Source organism: Marinoscillum sp. MHG1-6 (assembly GCF_024714475.1).
Classification (GTDB): domain Bacteria; phylum Bacteroidota; class Bacteroidia; order Cytophagales; family Cyclobacteriaceae; genus JAMZMI01.
This window is the reverse complement of record NZ_JAMZMI010000001.1, coordinates 26900-43993: the sequence shown is the minus strand read 5'-3', so window position 1 is coordinate 43993 and position 17094 is coordinate 26900. Positions and strand designations below refer to the sequence as shown.

16 protein-coding genes are annotated in these 17094 nt (G+C 42.6%); 4 read left to right on the top strand and 12 right to left on the bottom strand.

Going from position 1 to position 17094, the window contains the following annotated elements:
- Positions 1–240: 240 nt before the first annotated feature.
- The 11 genes from NXR94_RS00185 to NXR94_RS00135 form a co-directional block, all read right to left on the bottom strand.
- Positions 241–384: a hypothetical protein gene (locus tag NXR94_RS00185; protein WP_258102529.1), complete on the bottom strand. Its 144-nt coding sequence runs from the start codon at positions 382–384 to the stop codon at positions 241–243.
- Positions 369–803, bottom strand: coding sequence for a hypothetical protein (locus NXR94_RS00180; RefSeq protein WP_258102528.1), 435 nt, complete (start codon positions 801–803; stop codon positions 369–371). The genes NXR94_RS00185 and NXR94_RS00180 overlap by 16 nt, the downstream gene beginning before the upstream one ends.
- Before the next feature lie 53 nt (positions 804–856).
- Positions 857–1231 (bottom strand): response regulator, encoded by a 375-nt coding sequence (locus tag NXR94_RS00175; RefSeq protein ID WP_258102527.1) that lies wholly within the window; start codon positions 1229–1231, stop codon positions 857–859.
- 3 nt (positions 1232–1234) lie between these two features.
- Positions 1235–4630 (bottom strand): two-component regulator propeller domain-containing protein, encoded by a 3396-nt coding sequence (locus NXR94_RS00170; protein ID WP_258102526.1) that lies wholly within the window; start codon positions 4628–4630, stop codon positions 1235–1237.
- 169 nt (positions 4631–4799) lie between these two features.
- The gene (locus NXR94_RS00165) at positions 4800–5771 is read right to left on the bottom strand and encodes an aldo/keto reductase (RefSeq protein WP_258102525.1); all 972 of its coding nucleotides are present in this window, start codon (positions 5769–5771) and stop codon (positions 4800–4802) included.
- Positions 5772–5847: 76 nt separating this feature from the next.
- On the bottom strand, positions 5848–7746 hold the full coding sequence (gene acs / locus NXR94_RS00160) for an acetate--CoA ligase (RefSeq protein ID WP_258102524.1): 1899 nt from the start codon (positions 7744–7746) through the stop codon (positions 5848–5850).
- 80 nt (positions 7747–7826) lie between these two features.
- Positions 7827–9515: a sodium:solute symporter family protein gene (locus NXR94_RS00155; protein ID WP_258102523.1), complete on the bottom strand. Its 1689-nt coding sequence runs from the start codon at positions 9513–9515 to the stop codon at positions 7827–7829.
- Between the two features lie 7 nt (positions 9516–9522).
- Positions 9523–9780 carry a DUF4212 domain-containing protein gene (locus NXR94_RS00150; RefSeq protein ID WP_258102522.1) on the bottom strand — a complete coding sequence of 86 codons (258 nt, stop codon included), beginning with the start codon at positions 9778–9780 and terminating at the stop codon, positions 9523–9525.
- 145 nt (positions 9781–9925) lie between these two features.
- Positions 9926–10648 (bottom strand): ZIP family metal transporter, encoded by a 723-nt coding sequence (locus tag NXR94_RS00145; RefSeq protein ID WP_258102521.1) that lies wholly within the window; start codon positions 10646–10648, stop codon positions 9926–9928.
- On the bottom strand, positions 10645–11376 hold the full coding sequence (locus NXR94_RS00140; protein ID WP_258102520.1) for a bifunctional 2-polyprenyl-6-hydroxyphenol methylase/3-demethylubiquinol 3-O-methyltransferase UbiG: 732 nt from the start codon (positions 11374–11376) through the stop codon (positions 10645–10647). The genes NXR94_RS00145 and NXR94_RS00140 overlap by 4 nt, the downstream gene beginning before the upstream one ends.
- Positions 11369–12400, bottom strand: coding sequence for an FAD:protein FMN transferase (locus NXR94_RS00135; RefSeq protein ID WP_258102519.1), 1032 nt, complete (start codon positions 12398–12400; stop codon positions 11369–11371). Before NXR94_RS00135 ends, NXR94_RS00140 begins: the two co-directional genes overlap by 8 nt.
- A gap of 124 nt (positions 12401–12524) precedes the next feature.
- Here NXR94_RS00135 and ruvB point away from each other — a divergent pair, with 124 nt between their 5' ends.
- The 4 genes from ruvB to purU all read left to right on the top strand — a co-directional run bounded on the left by ruvB (position 12525) and on the right by purU (position 15728).
- On the top strand, positions 12525–13550 hold the full coding sequence (gene ruvB, locus NXR94_RS00130; RefSeq protein WP_258102518.1) for a Holliday junction branch migration DNA helicase RuvB: 1026 nt from the start codon (positions 12525–12527) through the stop codon (positions 13548–13550).
- 73 nt (positions 13551–13623) lie between these two features.
- A complete protein-coding gene (locus NXR94_RS00125; protein ID WP_258102517.1) occupies positions 13624–13896 on the top strand; it encodes a SelT/SelW/SelH family protein in 273 nt (90 codons plus the stop codon).
- A gap of 20 nt (positions 13897–13916) precedes the next feature.
- Complete coding sequence (gene queG, locus NXR94_RS00120) at positions 13917–14831, top strand: tRNA epoxyqueuosine(34) reductase QueG (RefSeq protein ID WP_258102516.1); 915 nt, start codon at positions 13917–13919, stop codon at positions 14829–14831.
- A 27-nt stretch (positions 14832–14858) separates the two neighbouring features.
- Positions 14859–15728, top strand: a complete 870-nt coding sequence (gene purU / locus NXR94_RS00115) for a formyltetrahydrofolate deformylase (RefSeq protein ID WP_258102515.1) — start codon at positions 14859–14861, stop codon at positions 15726–15728.
- A 32-nt stretch (positions 15729–15760) separates the two neighbouring features.
- On the opposite strand, the gene NXR94_RS00110 is transcribed toward purU, so the two are convergent.
- Positions 15761–17065, bottom strand: coding sequence for a pyridoxal phosphate-dependent aminotransferase (locus NXR94_RS00110; RefSeq protein ID WP_258102514.1), 1305 nt, complete (start codon positions 17063–17065; stop codon positions 15761–15763).
- Between the last annotated feature and the right edge of the window lie 29 nt (positions 17066–17094).

The following is a 17094-nucleotide window of genomic DNA, read 5'->3' as shown; positions in this document are numbered from 1 at the left end:
GATCACAGCCGCATATAATGGGCAATGATCAATATCCTTTACGCACCTTTTATTAGAAGAATAATCGACCCTTTTACTTCCTTGGTACTGAATATACCAGTTTTCACCATACAAGTCAAGCCAATTGCCAGGCCTTAAGGTCATAAAGGTTGGTAGAGGAGGTTCGGTTAAGCCAAAATGATCAGCTAATTTTCGGAAGGGAAAGATGGTTGGTAAGTTATTTGTTTTACCGAATGCGAACTACAAAATTTTCTTTTCGAGATATTCACGAACTGTCAAAGCCGCCTGTTGCAAATACGCTATGTGTTCTTGCTTTCCGAATTGCTTATAATCATGTTTCAATTCGGTCAATTCCAGGTTGTCGTGTTTCAACCATTCGTGCATAATTTTTTTTTTTGAATTGGGCCTCGCCTAAAGGTGCTTACTTGTCTGATTTGTCTGGCATTTACATTGAGATGGTCTACATGATCGCGATTATCCAAGTCTTTTGATTCGTCATCCGGCAGTTTGTCGTTTTTAATAGTCACATAAGGCAGAGAACCAGACTCAAACATTATCTCGACCTCAATTGGGCCTTTTGAGTAAACAGTCCAATGTTCACGGCTTATGCATGTGTTTTTTGTAAGATTGAATCCAAAATCAGGCACTAGAAAGTCAAATTCGTTCTTGATTGTTTCGATATGCGTGATGAATTTTTCACTTTCCGAAAATGGGATGCTCGTGGTTCCATCATTTGATTTTTTGGAATTCTCTGTCGCTTTAGCATAATTCTTAAGACCCAGATTTTTTTGAAAAATGTTCATCTGCTTTTAATAATCGGATGAGTAGCTAAATGTTTGGAGGACAATGCAGGTAGTCATTTAAATAAGACTGAAATGAACTCATCCAACTCATCTCTATTGAGTGGTTTCATGAAGTAATCTGCTATAAGTCCTGAACTTATGGCATCATCAATTTGATGGGTTTTGGTATAACCCGATAATATAACGCTCGGAATATTGCGATCAAGTTTTTTCGCCTTGGAGAGAAACTCCAGACCGTTCATTGAAGGCATATTCATGTCACTGATAATCAATCGAATCTGATCGTTTTTTTTCAGTATTTGCAGGCCTTCTTCTCCTGATTCCGCAACTATTATCTCGTACTTGTTCTTAAAGGTTAATTGGAAAAGTTGAAGATTAAACACTTCATCGTCGACGTATAAAATTTGGGCTAATCTATCGTCCTTCATTTTTCAAAAGCTTACGGGTAATTCTATTTTTACCTCTGTTCCTTTATTTTCTTCCGAGCTGTAATTGATGACTCCTTTATGCTCTTTAATAATCTTGTATACAATAGACAAACCTAAACCTACACCTTTTCCCGGCTCTTTGGTAGTAAAAAACGGGTCAAAAATTTGTTTGATTTTTTCTTGACTTATTCCAGAACCAGTATCTGAAATAATAATTTCGAGCATTCCATCTATAATTCTGGTTGAGATAATAATGTGTCCTTTTTCATCAATAGCTTGGGCAGCATTCATTATGACATTAAGGAAAACCTGATGCAGATTTTCTTCATTACCGAGAAGGATAAAATTGTCTGAGCTATAGTTTTTGGTGACATCACATTTGTATTTTATCTCATGGTTTAGAATCAATAAGGCATTATCAATAATTTCATGAATATTACAGGGTCTTATTTCCAGACTCCCCTTCCTACTAAAGGTATTAAGACTTTTAACAATTGATGAGGCTCTGGTGATTCCAATACTCATTTGTTCAATGACCGCAGACAGCGTCTCTGATTCAATCTTCTCATTTTTAACAATAGATTCAATGGCATACAGTCCGCCCTGTATAAAATTAAGTGGGTTATTTATTTCGTGAGCAACACCTGCGGTAAGTACCCCAAGAGAAGCCATCTTCTCCGAATGAACCAATTGAACTTGTGTTTCTTTGAGTTCCTGAATCAAATTGTTTAGCTCCAATTTTTGATCCTCTAATCTCTTGTTTTGGACTTGCAGCTCATCAGATTGACCTTCAATTTGTCTCTGACGTTCCTCCAAAAGCACATTGTTCTTCTTGAGCAATTCGTTGGTCTTTTCTAACTCTGAAGTCCGTTTTTCTACCAGTGATTTAAGTACAGATCGTTGTTTGTTTATTTGGTTAACTCGATAATAGTATAAAGCAAGTGCCCCTGCAACTACCAATATGAAAAGACCAAATTTGAAGTACCAGGTCTGCCAAAAGGCCGGTTTAATAAATATTTTTATTGAGGTTCCTTCCTCATTCCACACTTTGTCATTATTGGATGCTTTCACTTTGAAAACGTATTCTCCCGGGTCCAGATTGGTGTAGGTAGCGTCCATTTTACTTCCTACATAGTTCCACTCTGTTTCAAAACCTTCCATAAAATAGGCGTATTGATTATTTCCCGGATTGGTATAATTGATGGTTACAAATTCAAATGAAAAAACTGATTGATGCCTTGTTAAAACAATATCGTGAGCCTCGCTAATGTGCCTGTTAAGAATTGAATCTGCGGATCCGTAAGTCACCGACTTGTTAAAAACCTTGAAGTCTGTTAAGTACACGTTCGGAACAAAATCATTATCTGCTAAACTATCTGGGAAGAAGGAATTAAACCCCCGGTATCCGCCTATATATATTTCTCCCTTTCGAGTTTTTAATGCGGATAGCTCGAAAAAAATATTGCCCTGAAGCCCATCATTTTTGAAATAGTTTCGAAATTCATTAGTCGACTGATTAAAATGACTTAGGCCATTATTAGTTGTGATCCATAAATCTCCTTGATTATCCATGGTTATAGAATGAATCGCATTATCCGGAAGGCCGTTGGTCTCATTATAGACACTTAATACATTCCCATCCATATCGAAGAGAAATAGTCCGTTGTTTAAGCTTCCGGCCCACAATTTTCCATCCAGGTCTCTGCAGAAGGTTCTAATATTATTATCAGGAAAATTATTGTAAACTTTAAAGGACTCTGTTAAGCTGTCATAAAGGTTTATCCCATTGCCTGTGCAAACCCAAATATTTCGTTGATCATCTTGATGTATGGACCATACCAGGTCGTGACTTAGTGAGCCAGGAGTCCCCGGATCAGCACGGAAGCTTTTGAACACACCTTCCGTTTTATTAAACAGGTCGATTCCATTGATAAAATATGCTATCCAAAGATTGTTATTATGATCAATCTTTAAATTCCAAATGGAATTATTTGAAATGCTTTGTTCGCCATTTCCAGGTAGGTATGAATAGAATTTACCTGTTGCTGGTACAAACCGATTGAGTCCGGTGGCCCAGGTGCCAATCCAAAAATCATGATCGTTGTCTTCTTGAATACAGCGAATCACATTACCACTGATGCTAAAAGGGTTGGAAGAATCATGCTTATAATTTTTGTATGTGCCGGTATTTGGATTGTATACATCGAGTCCGCCGCCGTCCGTTCCTAGCCAAATGAGCCCTTTTGATCCTTCATATATCCAGCCAATGGTATTTCGTAATCGGGCAGATTGATCTGATGCATCATGATCAATCAGGTTAAATTTATATTTCTTCGGGTTGTAATAATTAACCCCACCTCTGGAGGTTCCAACCCATAATATGTTCTCCTTATCTATATATAAACTTCGAACCCCCTGACTATTTAATCCATTAGTGTTACAGTCTTCGCATATGAAATTTCTGAAGGTTTCACTCGTTTTATCAAACTGAATAATCCCTCCCTGATCGGCTGATAAAAGAATATGATCATTATCCTCTATAATGATGTCAGTTATTACATCTACGTCGCTATCATTCATCAAATGATTGTCATCAAAATGTTTAAACTCCCCGGTAACAGGATCAAAGCAATAAAAACCATCCCTGTAAGACATAAGCCAGATGGTACCCTGATGATCAATACAGAATTTCTTATAGGATTGATCACTTAGATTGGGTGTTGGGTCTTTGAAATACTTAAATTTTCCAGTTTTCGGATTAAAGGAAAAAATCCCGGAGCCTCTATTAGTAACCCAAAAAATCCCATTTGAGTCCTTCTTGACGGATGTTAAATTGTTTCTGTCGTTGATATCTCCATCACCAATATTATCAGGGATCAGGAAGCGTTGAAAATTTTTAGTTTGTGGTATCCACTTATTTAACCCTCCATCAAACCCTGTAGCTATCCAAAGGTTACTATCATTGTCCATCAGCATATCAGAAATGACGTTGCTGGTCAAACTTGAGTTGTCTTCGGGGTCATTATAAAATGTGGTGAAGGAATCGAATCCGGAGTTATAGAGATTCAGACCATTTCTGGTTCCGACCCACACATTGTGCATGTGGTCCTCAAATATGCAAAAAATGCTATTGTTGCTAATGGACCCCGGCTTGTCCTCGTCTTCTTTGTAAGCTGTTACGGTATATCCGTTAAACTTATTTACTCCATAATCACCAGTTCCGATCCAGAGGTAATCTTTGCTGTCCCGGAAAACATACTGGACGTAATTATCTGATAAGCCATCATCCGCAGTGATGTAGTCAAATGATAGCGAACGATTCTGGCTATATGCAATTTGAGCAATAAGAAGAAATGCAGAAAGATGCAGTAATTGATGATAATGAATGGTCCTCATCATATAGTACCTTAATCCACCAAATGGGCCATGCTGGTTCCTAAATGCCTCGAAATGGTGATAAATCAGAATTTAAGAAAAATTCTGTTAATAATCGTTTCGTTAGCTCGACTGCCGTTCTGAACTACTGTTTATCGACTGTTTGCGAGATGGGTGGACCTTATTAATTCAGTTAATTCCATTCCAATGCTCCGCGCTCTGTCCAGTAAGAATCCGGAAGCATCTTCAATGAGACCAATATATCTAATTCATACTCATTCAGTTTAAGGTGAGCCGCCTGAAGGTTAGAAACCAGATGCTTTGCAACCGCAGCGCCGCTGAGTACCATGGAAATAAAGGGTTTTGAAAGGATATATGCTAAGGCGATACTGTCGATACCTACCTGATGTTTTTCTGCCAGTTCATATAATTTTGAATAGTAAGGAGCCGAATGATTTCTGCTTGTCAGTCTACCGTTGGCTACACCTTCCTTCACGATCACCTGAATACCCAACCCATGGGCTTGGTTGAGTACTTTCTCACACGATTGTTCGAGGATGTTGTAAGTCACCTGGACCGCATCAAAAAGTCTGGTACCATCAACTTCTACATCCATAGCAGCTTTGATTACATCAGCCTGTTTAGTGCCACTCACAGACAACCCGATGCTGTAACCTGTTTCCTTGATCTGCCTGAGGCGGTTTAATACGTCAGTATTTTCCAACACCCCACTTTCAAAAGTGGCAGAGTGTATTTGGTATAGTTTGAGGTAAGGATCCAGTCTTTCTTTACTTTCCGGCCATTGCTGGTTGAGGCGCTCGATGGTGTGTTCTTTAATTTCGTGATTTTCAGCATCAATTTTCCATCCGGCAGTATAATAGTATCCCCATTTGGATCCTACAACGACATCTGTATGGCGACGGGATTGGAGCCATGAGCTGAGAAATATTTCCGCTTTGCCGTAGGACTGGGCGGCATCAAGGTACCTGACTCCTTTTTCGTAGGCCAGGTCCAGCATATGGTGAGTTTGCTGTTCCATTTTTGACTCTTCATAGTCATGGGAGAGATCTTCGCTATGCCCAAGGTTGATATATCCGGGACGTCCCAGGGCCGCCAGTCCAAGTCCCATACGTGAAAGGTTATTTTCAGATTGTTTTAAAATCATCTTTTGGTTTTTGGTGAAAATAAAAAAGGGTTCCCAAAATCAATTTCAGAAACCCCTTGAGTTACTTTAAGTAAACCTACTTTTTTGACCCTTCGATAATTGCTTCTACCACTTCAGGGTTCAATAGGGTGGATGTATCTCCTAATTGATCCATTTCTCCAGCTGCAATCTTACGCAGAATCCTACGCATGATTTTTCCCGAACGCGTCTTCGGTAATCCCGGTACAATTTGGACTTTGTCCGGTTTCGCAATTGGCCCAATGATTTTACTAACCGTCTGGATGATCTCATTGCTAAGGTTTTCAACGGTACGACCTTCCATATCACAAATAGCAAAAGCATAGATGCCTTGTCCCTTCACATCATGTGGGAAGCCTACCACAGCAGACTCGATGACTTTCGGGTGTTCGTTGATAGCATTTTCTACCTCAGCCGTTCCCATCCTATGACCAGATACATTGATGACATCATCAACCCGTCCAAGGATTCTCAAGTAACCGTCATGATCTCTTTTGGCGCCATCACCGGTGAAATACAAGCCCTTGTAGGTGGAGAAATAAGTTTGCTTGCAGCGATCATGATCGCCATAGGTTGTACGGATAATTGACGGCCATGGAAATTTAATGCAAAGGTTACCCTGCACATTATTTCCGGTCAGTTCATTGCCGTCAGCATCTACGATGATTGGTTGAATACCAGGCAGAGGTAAAGAGGCATGCGCTGGTTTATTCGGTGTGATTCCCGCCAATGCAGAGATCATGATACCTCCGGTTTCTGTCTGCCACCAGGTGTCTACCAGGGGACAGTTACCTTTTCCGATATGGTCATGATACCAGTGCCATGCTTCTTCGTTGATCGGCTCTCCTACTGACCCGATCACTTTCAATGTTTCTAGAGAGTAAGGTTCGATCGGCTCCAGTCCATAAGCTTCCAAAGCGCGAATGGCTGTTGGGGCAGTATAGAATTGGTTGACTTTATGTTTATCTACGATCTCCCAGAACCTTCCGGCATGCGGATAAGTTGGTACACCTTCGAACATTAATGTTGTGGCACCAGCCAGCAATGGACCATACACAATATAAGAGTGTCCTGTGATCCAGCCTACATCTGCTGTACACCAGTAGATGTCTCCGGTCTGGTATTGAAATACATTCACAAACGAGTAATAGGTATAGATCATATAGCCGCCACAGGTGTGCACCACGCCCTTGGGTTTACCTGTAGATCCAGAAGTATACAGGATAAAAAGCATGTCTTCAGCATCCATCTCCTCAGCAGGGCATTCTGTGCTTTGACCTTTAATGACATCACTCCACCATAGGTCACGGTTAGATACCATGGCAACGTCCTGTCCGGTCCTTTTTAGAACGATGACTTTTTCTACACTAGAGCAACTTTCCAATGCTTCATCCACCACGCTTTTTACGCCAATTTTTTTGGTTCCGCGGAAATTTCCATCAGAGGTCAATACCATTTTGGCATCACAGTCATTGATCCTGTCCGCGAGGGAGCTGGCAGAGAAGCCTGCAAACACTACCGAGTGCACCGCGCCAATCCTGGCACATGCTAACATCGCGATGGCTGCCTCCGGGACCATAGGCATATAGATAATCACACGATCACCTTTACCGACTCCCTGAGCCTTCATGGCATTGGAAAACTGGCATACTTTTTCATAAAGTTCTTTATAAGTAAGAGTGATGTGCTCTTCGCCGGGTTCGTTGGGCTCCCAGATAATGGCTGGTCGGTCGCCCATGATAAATAAATGTCGATCGAGAATGTTCTCGGTTATGTTCAGCTTTCCGTTGACAAACCACTTGATATCGGGTCCTTCAAAGTCCCAATCCAAAACTTTGGACCAGGGTTTTTTCCAGTGAAACGATTCAGCTACTCTGCCCCAGAATTCCTCTGGTTGGAGCACGCTTTTTTGATATTCGTGTATATATCCGCTTAAGGTTTGAATCTTGTGACTCATTGGTTATTAGTAGTTTTTGGGTTCTAATCTAAATTTAATGAAACGGGGTATCCTTCTGCTGTTTTATCCCTATTTTCTGCCTAATGGTGTGTGGCTGCTCCAGCGCCACGTGGGTACCGAATACTTTCCACCATCTCCTGCACGTCTTCCGGTGGTGCCGGGTAAAATCTGGAAATTCCGAAGGAGATAATAAAGTTGATCAACATCGCGATGCTGCCAAATCCCTCGGGCGAAATCCCAAACCACCACTCTTCTTTGGTACCTCCACCAAATAAGCCAAGTTTAAATTTCATCATGTAGAAAAGCATCAACAGAATGCCGACGACCATTCCGGCGACGGCGCCTTCTTTGTTCATACGCTTGTCGAAGATACCCAGGATAATGGCAGGGAAGAATGATGCTGCAGCAAGACCAAAGGCAAGCGCAACCACGGCGGCCACAAATCCCGGAGGGTTGATTCCGAAATACCCGGCTACCACAACAGCCAGTACCGATCCAATCCTAGCCCACAAGAGCTCCCCTTTCTCTGAGATGTCCGGTTTGATCTGCTTCTTGATCAGGTCATGAGAGATGCTCGCAGAAATCACAAGTAGTAATCCTGCGGCAGTTGATAGAGCTGCGGCAAGTCCTCCGGCGGCTACCAGGGCGATGATCCACCCGGGTAGATTTGCGATCTCGGGATTTGCCAGTACCATGATATCACGATCGATGGTCAATTCATTTTTCTCCTGATTGCCCACATACTGGATAACACCATCATCATTTTTGTCTTCAAACACGATGAGACCGGTTTCTTCCCAGTTGCTAAACCATTCCGGAACCGAAGCATAGGGTTGCTCAGACACTGTTTGGATCAGGTTGGTTCGGGCGAAGGTGGCAATAGCTGGCGCTGTGGTATATAGGATCGCGATAAACAGTAGTGCCCATCCGGCAGATTTTCGGGCATCGCTAACTTTCTTTACAGTAAAAAATCTCACGATGACGTGAGGAAGACCTGCCGTGCCAACCATCAGTGCTAAAGTGATAGCGAATACATCGATCATGGATTTTGATCCTTCAGTATAGGCAGCAAAACCTAATTCGCGGTGTAATCCGTCAAGCTTGTCAAGCAGGTAGGTTCCGTCTGCAACCTTACCCCCAAATCCCAGTTGTGGAAGCATGTTTCCTGTCAATTGGAAGGAGATAAAAAATGCGGGCACCATAAAAGCGAAGATCAAAATGCAGTATTGTGCTACCTGTGTATAGGTAATTCCCTTCATTCCGCCCAGGGTGGCATAGAAAAGCACCATGATCATTCCAATATAAACGCCAGTTTCTACTGGCACTTCAAGAAATCTTGCAAATACCACCCCAACACCGCGCATTTGTCCTGCAACGTAGGTGAATGAAACAATGATAGCACAAATGACCGCCACAGTTCGGGCAATGTTAGAATAGTAACGATCGCCAATAAAATCGGGCACGGTGAATTTTCCGAATTTCCTTAGATAGGGAGCCAGCAGGAGAGCGAGCAGGACGTATCCTCCCGTCCAACCCATCAGGTAAACTGCGCCATCATATCCCATAAAGGAGATGAGTCCCGCCATGGAGATGAAGGAAGCCGCCGACATCCAGTCGGCCGCAGTAGCCATCCCATTTGCCAGGGGAGAAACACCTCCACCCGCAACGTAGAAGTCTTTTGTTGAGGCCGCTTTGGCCCAAATAGCAATAAGAATGTATAGTGCAAACGTTAAACCAACGATCACAAAAGTCCAGGTCTGTACAGTCATTATGGGATTACTTTTCGTCTACGTCAAATTCCTGATCCAGCTTGTTCATCAAGCGGATATAAACATAAATGAGGATCACAAAAACAAAGATGGATCCTTGCTGAGCGAACCAGAAGCCTAGTTTGAAGCCACCTAATCTGATGTTGTTAAGTGCGTCAGCGAAGAGAATACCTGCACCGTAGGAAACGATAAACCATACGGATAGCAGGATTAATAAATACTTTAGGTTTTTAGCCCAGTACTTTTTGAGTTGAGTGTTACTCATGGTTAATATGTTTAGGTTCCAATAAACCCCAAGTTTAACCAAGAAAAGTAAAAGAATGGGTTTGTGATTTAATTTATCATAATTCACCACCCCTATTTAAGACGATAGTTGACCTTTTTTAGATGAAAACGTTTTCGGGATGTGACTATATCAAATATTCCGATGCAATCGCTACTCCTGCTCCAAGCGCGCTCACCAGGATTTTTCGGCTACCAAAATGGTGATCAGGACTGGACTCTACGAAAATTGTCGTGCTGATATGAAGGAAGCTTCCGGATACGATCGCGAACAAAATGAGCATATGGTCATGAGACAACTCAAGAATGGAACTGCTCAGCAAAAGTCCAATCGGAGATGCCATACTAAAGAGCAGTAAGATCAGCCATTGTGATAGCGTAAATTTCCCGTTTGTTTTTAAGGTGGTCATCAATGCGAAGGCAGCCGGTACTTTGTGAAGTATGATCCCTGTCAATAATGAATGCGATTCGTGAGGCCCATGAAACGGAGAATCATGCGTTAACATGGCACCTTCTAACAATGAATGAATCGTCAAAGCGAGAACCATCGACCACTTTGTGGTAGTGGTGAGGTGATGGCCTTTATGAAAATGCCCGTGTTCGATGCCTGATGAAAAGTATTCCAGAAACTGCTGTAGGAAGAAACCAAGCAGAATGTACAGCCCAATCCTCATTGGATCCTGTCCAAAAGAGAAGATTTCAGGCAGTATGTGAATAAGAGTAATGGCGAAAAGGAATGAACCTGCAAAGATCAATGGGTATTTGATCGTCTTCGGTTCAAAATCTATTGAATTAGAGATCAGTCCACCCGTGAGTGTACTTATAAAGAGAATGGCGATGATTAGGATCATAGTTGAGTGAGGAATATCAACCTCTCGGATTTTTCACTTTTGTATTTTTTGAGGTTATAGTTACCAAAGATCTCCTTTACTTTAAGCCCGGCTTCCTGGAAGTAATCAAGAAAATCTACTCGTCTTATGGCACGAACCTTTTCCTGAAAGTACTGGATATCACCACGATTGTTCAATACAATATCTTTTAAAATAAATTCACCGTCAAATTTACGGCTGATATTAAACTTGATGCCATCAATGATCTTGGTTTCGGCTTCCACCAGGTCATTAATTACTACATAGGGGTTTAGAAAATCTATCAGAAAATATCCACCAGGTTTCAATCCTCTGGTAATCGCTTTGATCGCCTTGATGTCTTCTTCCCGGCTGTCGAAATAGCCAAAACTGGTAAACAAATTTACCGCAAAGTCGAAATAATGCTCCCTGAACACTTCCCGCATATCGTGCTGATAAAAATGAAGTCGCTCATTGCCTGACTCTCGAGCAGTAACAAGGTTTTGTTCGGATAAATCAATTCCGGTAACGTCAAAGCCTTTGGAGTTGAGGTAAATGGCATGTCTTCCCCGACCACAAGCCACGTCCAAAAAGTGGGCATCCTCTTTTGGCTTAAGCTTCTTGATCAGGTTGTCGATAAACTGATGCGCCTCCCTTTCATCTCTTTCATTATAAAGGACATGATAATAGGGGCTGTTAAACCACTCTCCGAACCATTCGCGCTTATTCATCGAGTTTATTCATTTCGATTAAAGGTTGGAGACCTTCCGATGTATAACTACTCAGCGTACCATCTGGTTTCTGATAGATTAGGAAAGCTTCAATATCCAATGCTTCTACTAAAGATATCGAACTATCCTTGCCGATCACCATAAATGCCGTGGCAAATGCATCCGCCGTCATGCAATCTGCAGCAAAGACCGAAGCACTCAATAAGTTGTGATTGGTATTGTATCCGGTTCGGGGATCAATGGTGTGGGCAACGATCCGATCTCCTACTTTGTAGTAATTTCTGTAATTACCGGAAGTGGCTAATGACAGGTTGTCTAGGTGCACGATCGCCAATAGTTTTCGCTCATCCATCTCTACCATTGGGTCTTCTATTCCAATAGACCAGATTTTCTCCTTATCATTCAGCCCTTTGGCGCTCACTTCTCCCCCGATCTCCACCAGGTAGTTGCTAATGCCTCTTGAATCAAGCAGCTCTCCAACAAGATCCACCGCATAACCTTTAGCGATGGCACTAAAATCCAGATACATGCTGGTGTCCATCGTTACCTTTTGAGCATCAAAACTGATTCTTGCAAATCCCACTTGAGACAATAGACTTTTGACTGTGTTGCTATCCGGAATGGTTAAGGCCTTATCTGCCCCGAATCCCCATGCCCCCACCAGCGGGCCGACAGTCGGGTCGAAAGCCCCATTGGTAGCATCATTAATGACCTGACTTTTATTGAGCACCTGACGAAACATTTGGCTGGGCTCATCAAGAGTTCCGGTATTATTCAAAGTGGAGATTTCAGAGTTAGGAATGTAGGTAGAAAGAGATTGGTTAAACGCACGTAGCAGAGAGTCAATTTGGCCTTTTTTCACCACTTTATCTTCACTCAGGTACTTCACATTATAGCTGATCGTACCCATTGTCTGGCCGGTAATATGAAAAAGACTGGTTTTGGATGAAGTAACTACTCTGTAGAGCGCACCCAGTACCACTATTAATACAATACCCCTGAAAAAGATTTTCCTAGTTGTCAAAACCTAATTTTATGCAATATTAAAACTGAATTTCGAGTGAAGAATATCACGCTGTATAAAACTTCGATAACTTTACCTCAAACCACAAAACTCTTTTGGTAAAGGAAACAATATAAGTCAGTACATGCGCGAGGACTACCTAAAAAGTGAAAGTGATGGGATGGATTCATCGGAAAAGGAGTTTGAAAGAGCGCTTCGTCCATTAAGCTTTGATGATTTTGCCGGACAAGACAAGATCGTAAACAACCTGAAAGTATTTGTTCAGGCGGCCAAGCTAAGATCCGAGCCATTAGACCATGTGCTGCTTCATGGACCTCCCGGGCTAGGTAAAACCACACTTTCAAATATCATCGCCAATGAGTTGGGATCGGGCATAACAGTTACTTCCGGGCCTGTTCTGGATAAACCCGGAGAGCTTGCAGGCTTATTGACAAATCTTGAGGAAAATGATGTGTTGTTCATAGATGAAATTCATCGTCTGAATCCCGTGGTAGAAGAGTACCTCTACTCAGCTATGGAGGATTATAAAATTGACATCATGCTGGATAGTGGACCGAATGCACGAACGGTCCAAATAGGTTTGAATCCTTTTACGCTGATAGGAGCAACGACCCGCTCGGGTTTGTTGACCTCTCCTTTGCGTGCGCGTTTTGGGATCAATTCGCGCTTAGAATATTACGATGCCAAATTGCTGACTTCTATCGTTGGCCGGTCTTCTGATATACTACAGACGCCGATCGATGAGGAGGCAGCCTATGAGATTGCACGCAGAAGTAGAGGTACCCCGAGGATTGCCAACAACCTGCTGCGTCGTACACGTGATTTTGCGCAGATCAAAGGGGACGGAGCTATCACCCTAAACATCTCTAAAATGGCACTTGAAGCCCTGGATGTGGATGATCATGGACTAGATGATATGGATAACCGAATTCTCACTACTATTATCGAGAAGTTCAAAGGCGGTCCGGTAGGGCTTGGTACTATTGCTACGGCTTGTGGCGAGGAAGCAGAAACTATAGAGGAGGTTTACGAACCGTTTCTGATCATGGAGGGCTATATCAAAAGAACTGCAAGGGGACGTCAGGCCACTGATCTAGCCTATAGACATCTGGGGATACTGCCACCGCAACAAAACGGGCAGCTTTTTTAGTAGAAGCATGCACATGCCTGAAGGGCACTTTGCGATTTAAATCCGAGTTACTTACATAACTACTGAGTTCATCATGAATATCATTACCATTGAATTTTGTTCACAATGTCGCTGGATGCATCGGGCTACCTGGATGATGCAGGAGCTTTTTACCACATTTGAACAGGAGGTGATAGAAATCCGGTTGAGGCAAACAGCCGGAGGTAATTTCAATATCTATGTGGATGACCAGTTACTTTTTTCGCGAAAGGAAAATGGTCGTTTCCCTGAAATCACCGAACTGAAGCAATTGATACGGGATCAAATTGCTCCTGATATGAGTCTAGGTCATTCAGATAAGAAATAAAGCCCGTTACCTTTGTTGAGGTGAGTCTATCAGAAAATACACGAATCGTTAAGTCCATTGCCGGGGAACTGGGTTTCAGCTTTTGTGGTATTTCCAAAGCAGGCCTTTTGACTGAGGAGGCCAATCAACTGGAAGAATGGCTTGCCCGAGGTTATCAAGGAAAAATGGGATATTTAGAAAATCATTTTGATAAGCGCCTCGACCCAACGAAACTCGTTCCCGGTGCAAAGTCAGTTGTTTCTCTGATATACAATTATTTCCCCACTCACCATCCAGAGGAGGATACCTACAAGATTGCAAGATACGCGCAGGGACAGGACTATCACTTTGTCATCAAAGACAAGCTAAAAACTTTCATGCATAGGATCGAAGAAGAGATTGGATCGGTTGAGGGACGGGTGTTTGTAGACTCGGCTCCCGTTCATGAACGAGCATGGGCCAAAAAGGGAGGACTGGGCTGGATAGGTAAAAACAGCTTGTTGCTCAATCGTGAGATGGGTAGTTTCTTTTTTTTGGCCGAGTTGATCATTGATCTGGAACTGGAAGCTGATGGTCCGATGAAGGACTACTGTGGTACCTGTACTGCCTGCCAGGATGCATGCCCAACGGATGCCATTCCAGAACCCTATGTGGTCGATGGGAGCAGATGTATCTCCTATTTGACTATTGAATTGAAAGATGAAATACCTCAGGAATTTCAGGGCAAAATGCAGGATTGGGTGTTCGGCTGTGATATTTGTCAGGAGGTTTGTCCCTGGAATCGCTTTGCCCGGCCTCATAAAGAACCCGCGTTTGAACCTCAGGGTTGGGAGGAGTTTACCAGGCAGGATTGGGAGGAGATGACCGAGGAGGTGTTTCGCAAGGTATTTAAGAAATCAGCCGTGAAACGCACCAAGTTTGCCGGATTGAAGCGTAATATTCGCTTTAATCATTAATTTGCGCTGGATTTTGAAAGAAGGGTTATGACGGATTACTCGAAACTCAATGCGATCTTATTGATCCACTGTGCTGACCGTAAGGGTTTGATTGCTACAGTGACCAGGTTTCTTACTGACCATAATGGTAACATCGTGGATTTGGATGAACATGTGGAAAAAGAGAATGGCATATTCCTGATGCGCGTGCAATGGGATTTGGAGGGATTTGATATTGAAAAGGGAAATATCCAATCGGTTTTCGAAGAGGAGGTAGCCAGTAAACACGACATGACCTGGCAGCTGCATTTTACAGACAAGCTACCCCGTATGGCCATCTTCGTTTCAAAAAGCTCGCACTGTCTCAATGATATCCTCGCAAGACATTATTCAGGAGAGTGGCAAATCGAAATTCCGGTCATCGTATCTAACCACAGGGATCACGAACAGATCGCTAAGAGACACAGTATTCCTTTTCATTATTTTGAGGTGACAAAGGAGAATAAAGCTGAAGTAGAACGTCAGCAGCTTCATTTACTCAAGGCTTTGAAAATTGACTTTATCGTACTTGCGCGGTACATGCAGGTGCTTAGCGATGATTTTATTGGTCAATATCCTAATAGGATCATCAATATTCATCACTCATTTCTACCTGCTTTTGCAGGAGCTAAACCTTACCACAGGGCGCATGAAAGGGGCGTGAAGATCATCGGCGCTACCAGTCACTATGTTACAGCTGACCTGGATGCAGGCCCCATTATCGAGCAGGACGTGGTAAAGATTTCACACAAGGATTCCGTAAGTGACCTTGTCCGAAAAGGAAAGGACCTTGAGAAGATCGTTCTATCCAGAGCTATTTATGTTCACCTTAAGCGCAAAGCGCTGGTATATGACAACCGCACGGTAGTTTTTGATTGATATTTAATCCGGGATTGTAAATCGGTCTTTTCTTAAGCCGATTCGCAAAATTCCATAATGCCCTCTTTGATCCGTTTGAAGGTTTCCTTGCGGATCTCATCATTCTCTTCAAGAAGTGTAATTCTGAATCCAAGTAGATCAGAGCAAAAGGAGGAAATTGGAACAATACAAACCTGCTTGGCTGCCAACAGGTAATAGACAAATTTCTTATCTAATGGCATACCCGGCTCAAGCCACTTGTCCAATAGTTGAGCAAGCTTAGGATCGGAGATTTCCAGCTTTTGATTTTCGTTTAATACTCCCGGCTTGAAAATCATGGTATTATAAAACGCCCCGTTGGTCTGATTGAAAGTGATGTATGGGACATCTCCAAAAATTTCATTGAGGTAAGCGCTGCGACTGCCAATATGCTCGTTGGTCTCCTTAATAAAATCCGGATAGCGTTCATCCTGCATAATCTTTGGAATCGCCTTCTGAGGTAGCTTCGTTGAACTGACCTCAATCATTTTAGCATTGTCAATAGTCTGACACAGTCTGGCAAACTCAGCGTCTGCCTGTTGATTATAGTATTCAGCCCATCCGCATCTTGCTCCAGGCCATGGAAACTCTTTAGAAATTCCCTTGAGCGAAATTCCCGGAACATCTCCGATAACCTCTGCCAGCGTCACGGTCTTAGCTCCATTATAAATGATGTTCATATAGATCTCATCACAAATAATGAAAAGGCCGAATTCTCTGGCAATGTCCACCATGCGCTCCAGAATCTCCTTCGGGTAAACCATACCCGTAGGATTGTCGGGATTGATGATCAGGATGCCGACAACACTTGGGTTGTATTTTACTTTTTGATAAAGGTCATCCATGTCCGGGTACCAGGAGTTTTCCGGGTCCAGCTTATAGGTGATAGGGTGATGGTTTGCATGGCCAGCCTCTGCTGAGGAGTGTGTAGAGTATGCAGGAGAAGGCCCTATCACTCTTGAAGTGGGTAACAGGTATTGATAGATCTTTTGAATGGCATCTCCCAAACCATTAAAGAAAGTGATGTCCTGAGGCGATATCTGAGCGCCTTTGCGCTGATTGTTTAATTCTGCTAAAAACTGGCGCGTTTGTAGTACCCCTTTGGAATGGCTATAGCTATAGGTGTCGTCTTCATGAAGTAATCCTGAGATGACAGATTTCATCCATTCCGGAAGCTTGCGATTCTTCTGAATAGGGTCTCCAATGTTTTCCCAAAAAATAGGATAACCAAGCGCCTCTATCTGCTCTGCTTTTCTTACGATTCCCCTGATTTCATAAGAAAGTTCACTAGCTCCGTCCCGTAATAATTTTTGTCGCATGCCTCTAAAAATTTCAGGGTACGAAGGTA

What these genes read in the sequence shown, in the direction of transcription:
- NXR94_RS00150 (WP_258102522.1), bottom strand. Translation starts at nt 9,780, where the DNA reads ATGAGTAACACTCAACTCAAAAAGTACTGGGCTAAAAACCTAAAGTAT.
- NXR94_RS00175 (WP_258102527.1), bottom strand. Translation starts at nt 1,231, where the DNA reads ATGAAGGACGATAGATTAGCCCAAATTTTATACGTCGACGATGAAGTG.
- acs (WP_258102524.1), bottom strand. Translation starts at nt 7,746, where the DNA reads ATGAGTCACAAGATTCAAACCTTAAGCGGATATATACACGAATATCAA.
- NXR94_RS00125 (WP_258102517.1), top strand. Translation starts at nt 13,624, where the DNA reads ATGAATATCATTACCATTGAATTTTGTTCACAATGTCGCTGGATGCAT.
- NXR94_RS00180 (WP_258102528.1), bottom strand. Translation starts at nt 803, where the DNA reads ATGAACATTTTTCAAAAAAATCTGGGTCTTAAGAATTATGCTAAAGCG.
- NXR94_RS00185 (WP_258102529.1), bottom strand. Translation starts at nt 384, where the DNA reads ATGCACGAATGGTTGAAACACGACAACCTGGAATTGACCGAATTGAAA.
- ruvB (WP_258102518.1), top strand. Translation starts at nt 12,525, where the DNA reads ATGCGCGAGGACTACCTAAAAAGTGAAAGTGATGGGATGGATTCATCG.
- NXR94_RS00170 (WP_258102526.1), bottom strand. Translation starts at nt 4,630, where the DNA reads ATGATGAGGACCATTCATTATCATCAATTACTGCATCTTTCTGCATTT.
- NXR94_RS00110 (WP_258102514.1), bottom strand. Translation starts at nt 17,065, where the DNA reads ATGCGACAAAAATTATTACGGGACGGAGCTAGTGAACTTTCTTATGAA.
- NXR94_RS00165 (WP_258102525.1), bottom strand. Translation starts at nt 5,771, where the DNA reads ATGATTTTAAAACAATCTGAAAATAACCTTTCACGTATGGGACTTGGA.
- NXR94_RS00140 (WP_258102520.1), bottom strand. Translation starts at nt 11,376, where the DNA reads ATGAATAAGCGCGAATGGTTCGGAGAGTGGTTTAACAGCCCCTATTAT.
- NXR94_RS00145 (WP_258102521.1), bottom strand. Translation starts at nt 10,648, where the DNA reads ATGATCCTAATCATCGCCATTCTCTTTATAAGTACACTCACGGGTGGA.
- NXR94_RS00155 (WP_258102523.1), bottom strand. Translation starts at nt 9,515, where the DNA reads ATGACTGTACAGACCTGGACTTTTGTGATCGTTGGTTTAACGTTTGCA.
- purU (WP_258102515.1), top strand. Translation starts at nt 14,859, where the DNA reads ATGACGGATTACTCGAAACTCAATGCGATCTTATTGATCCACTGTGCT.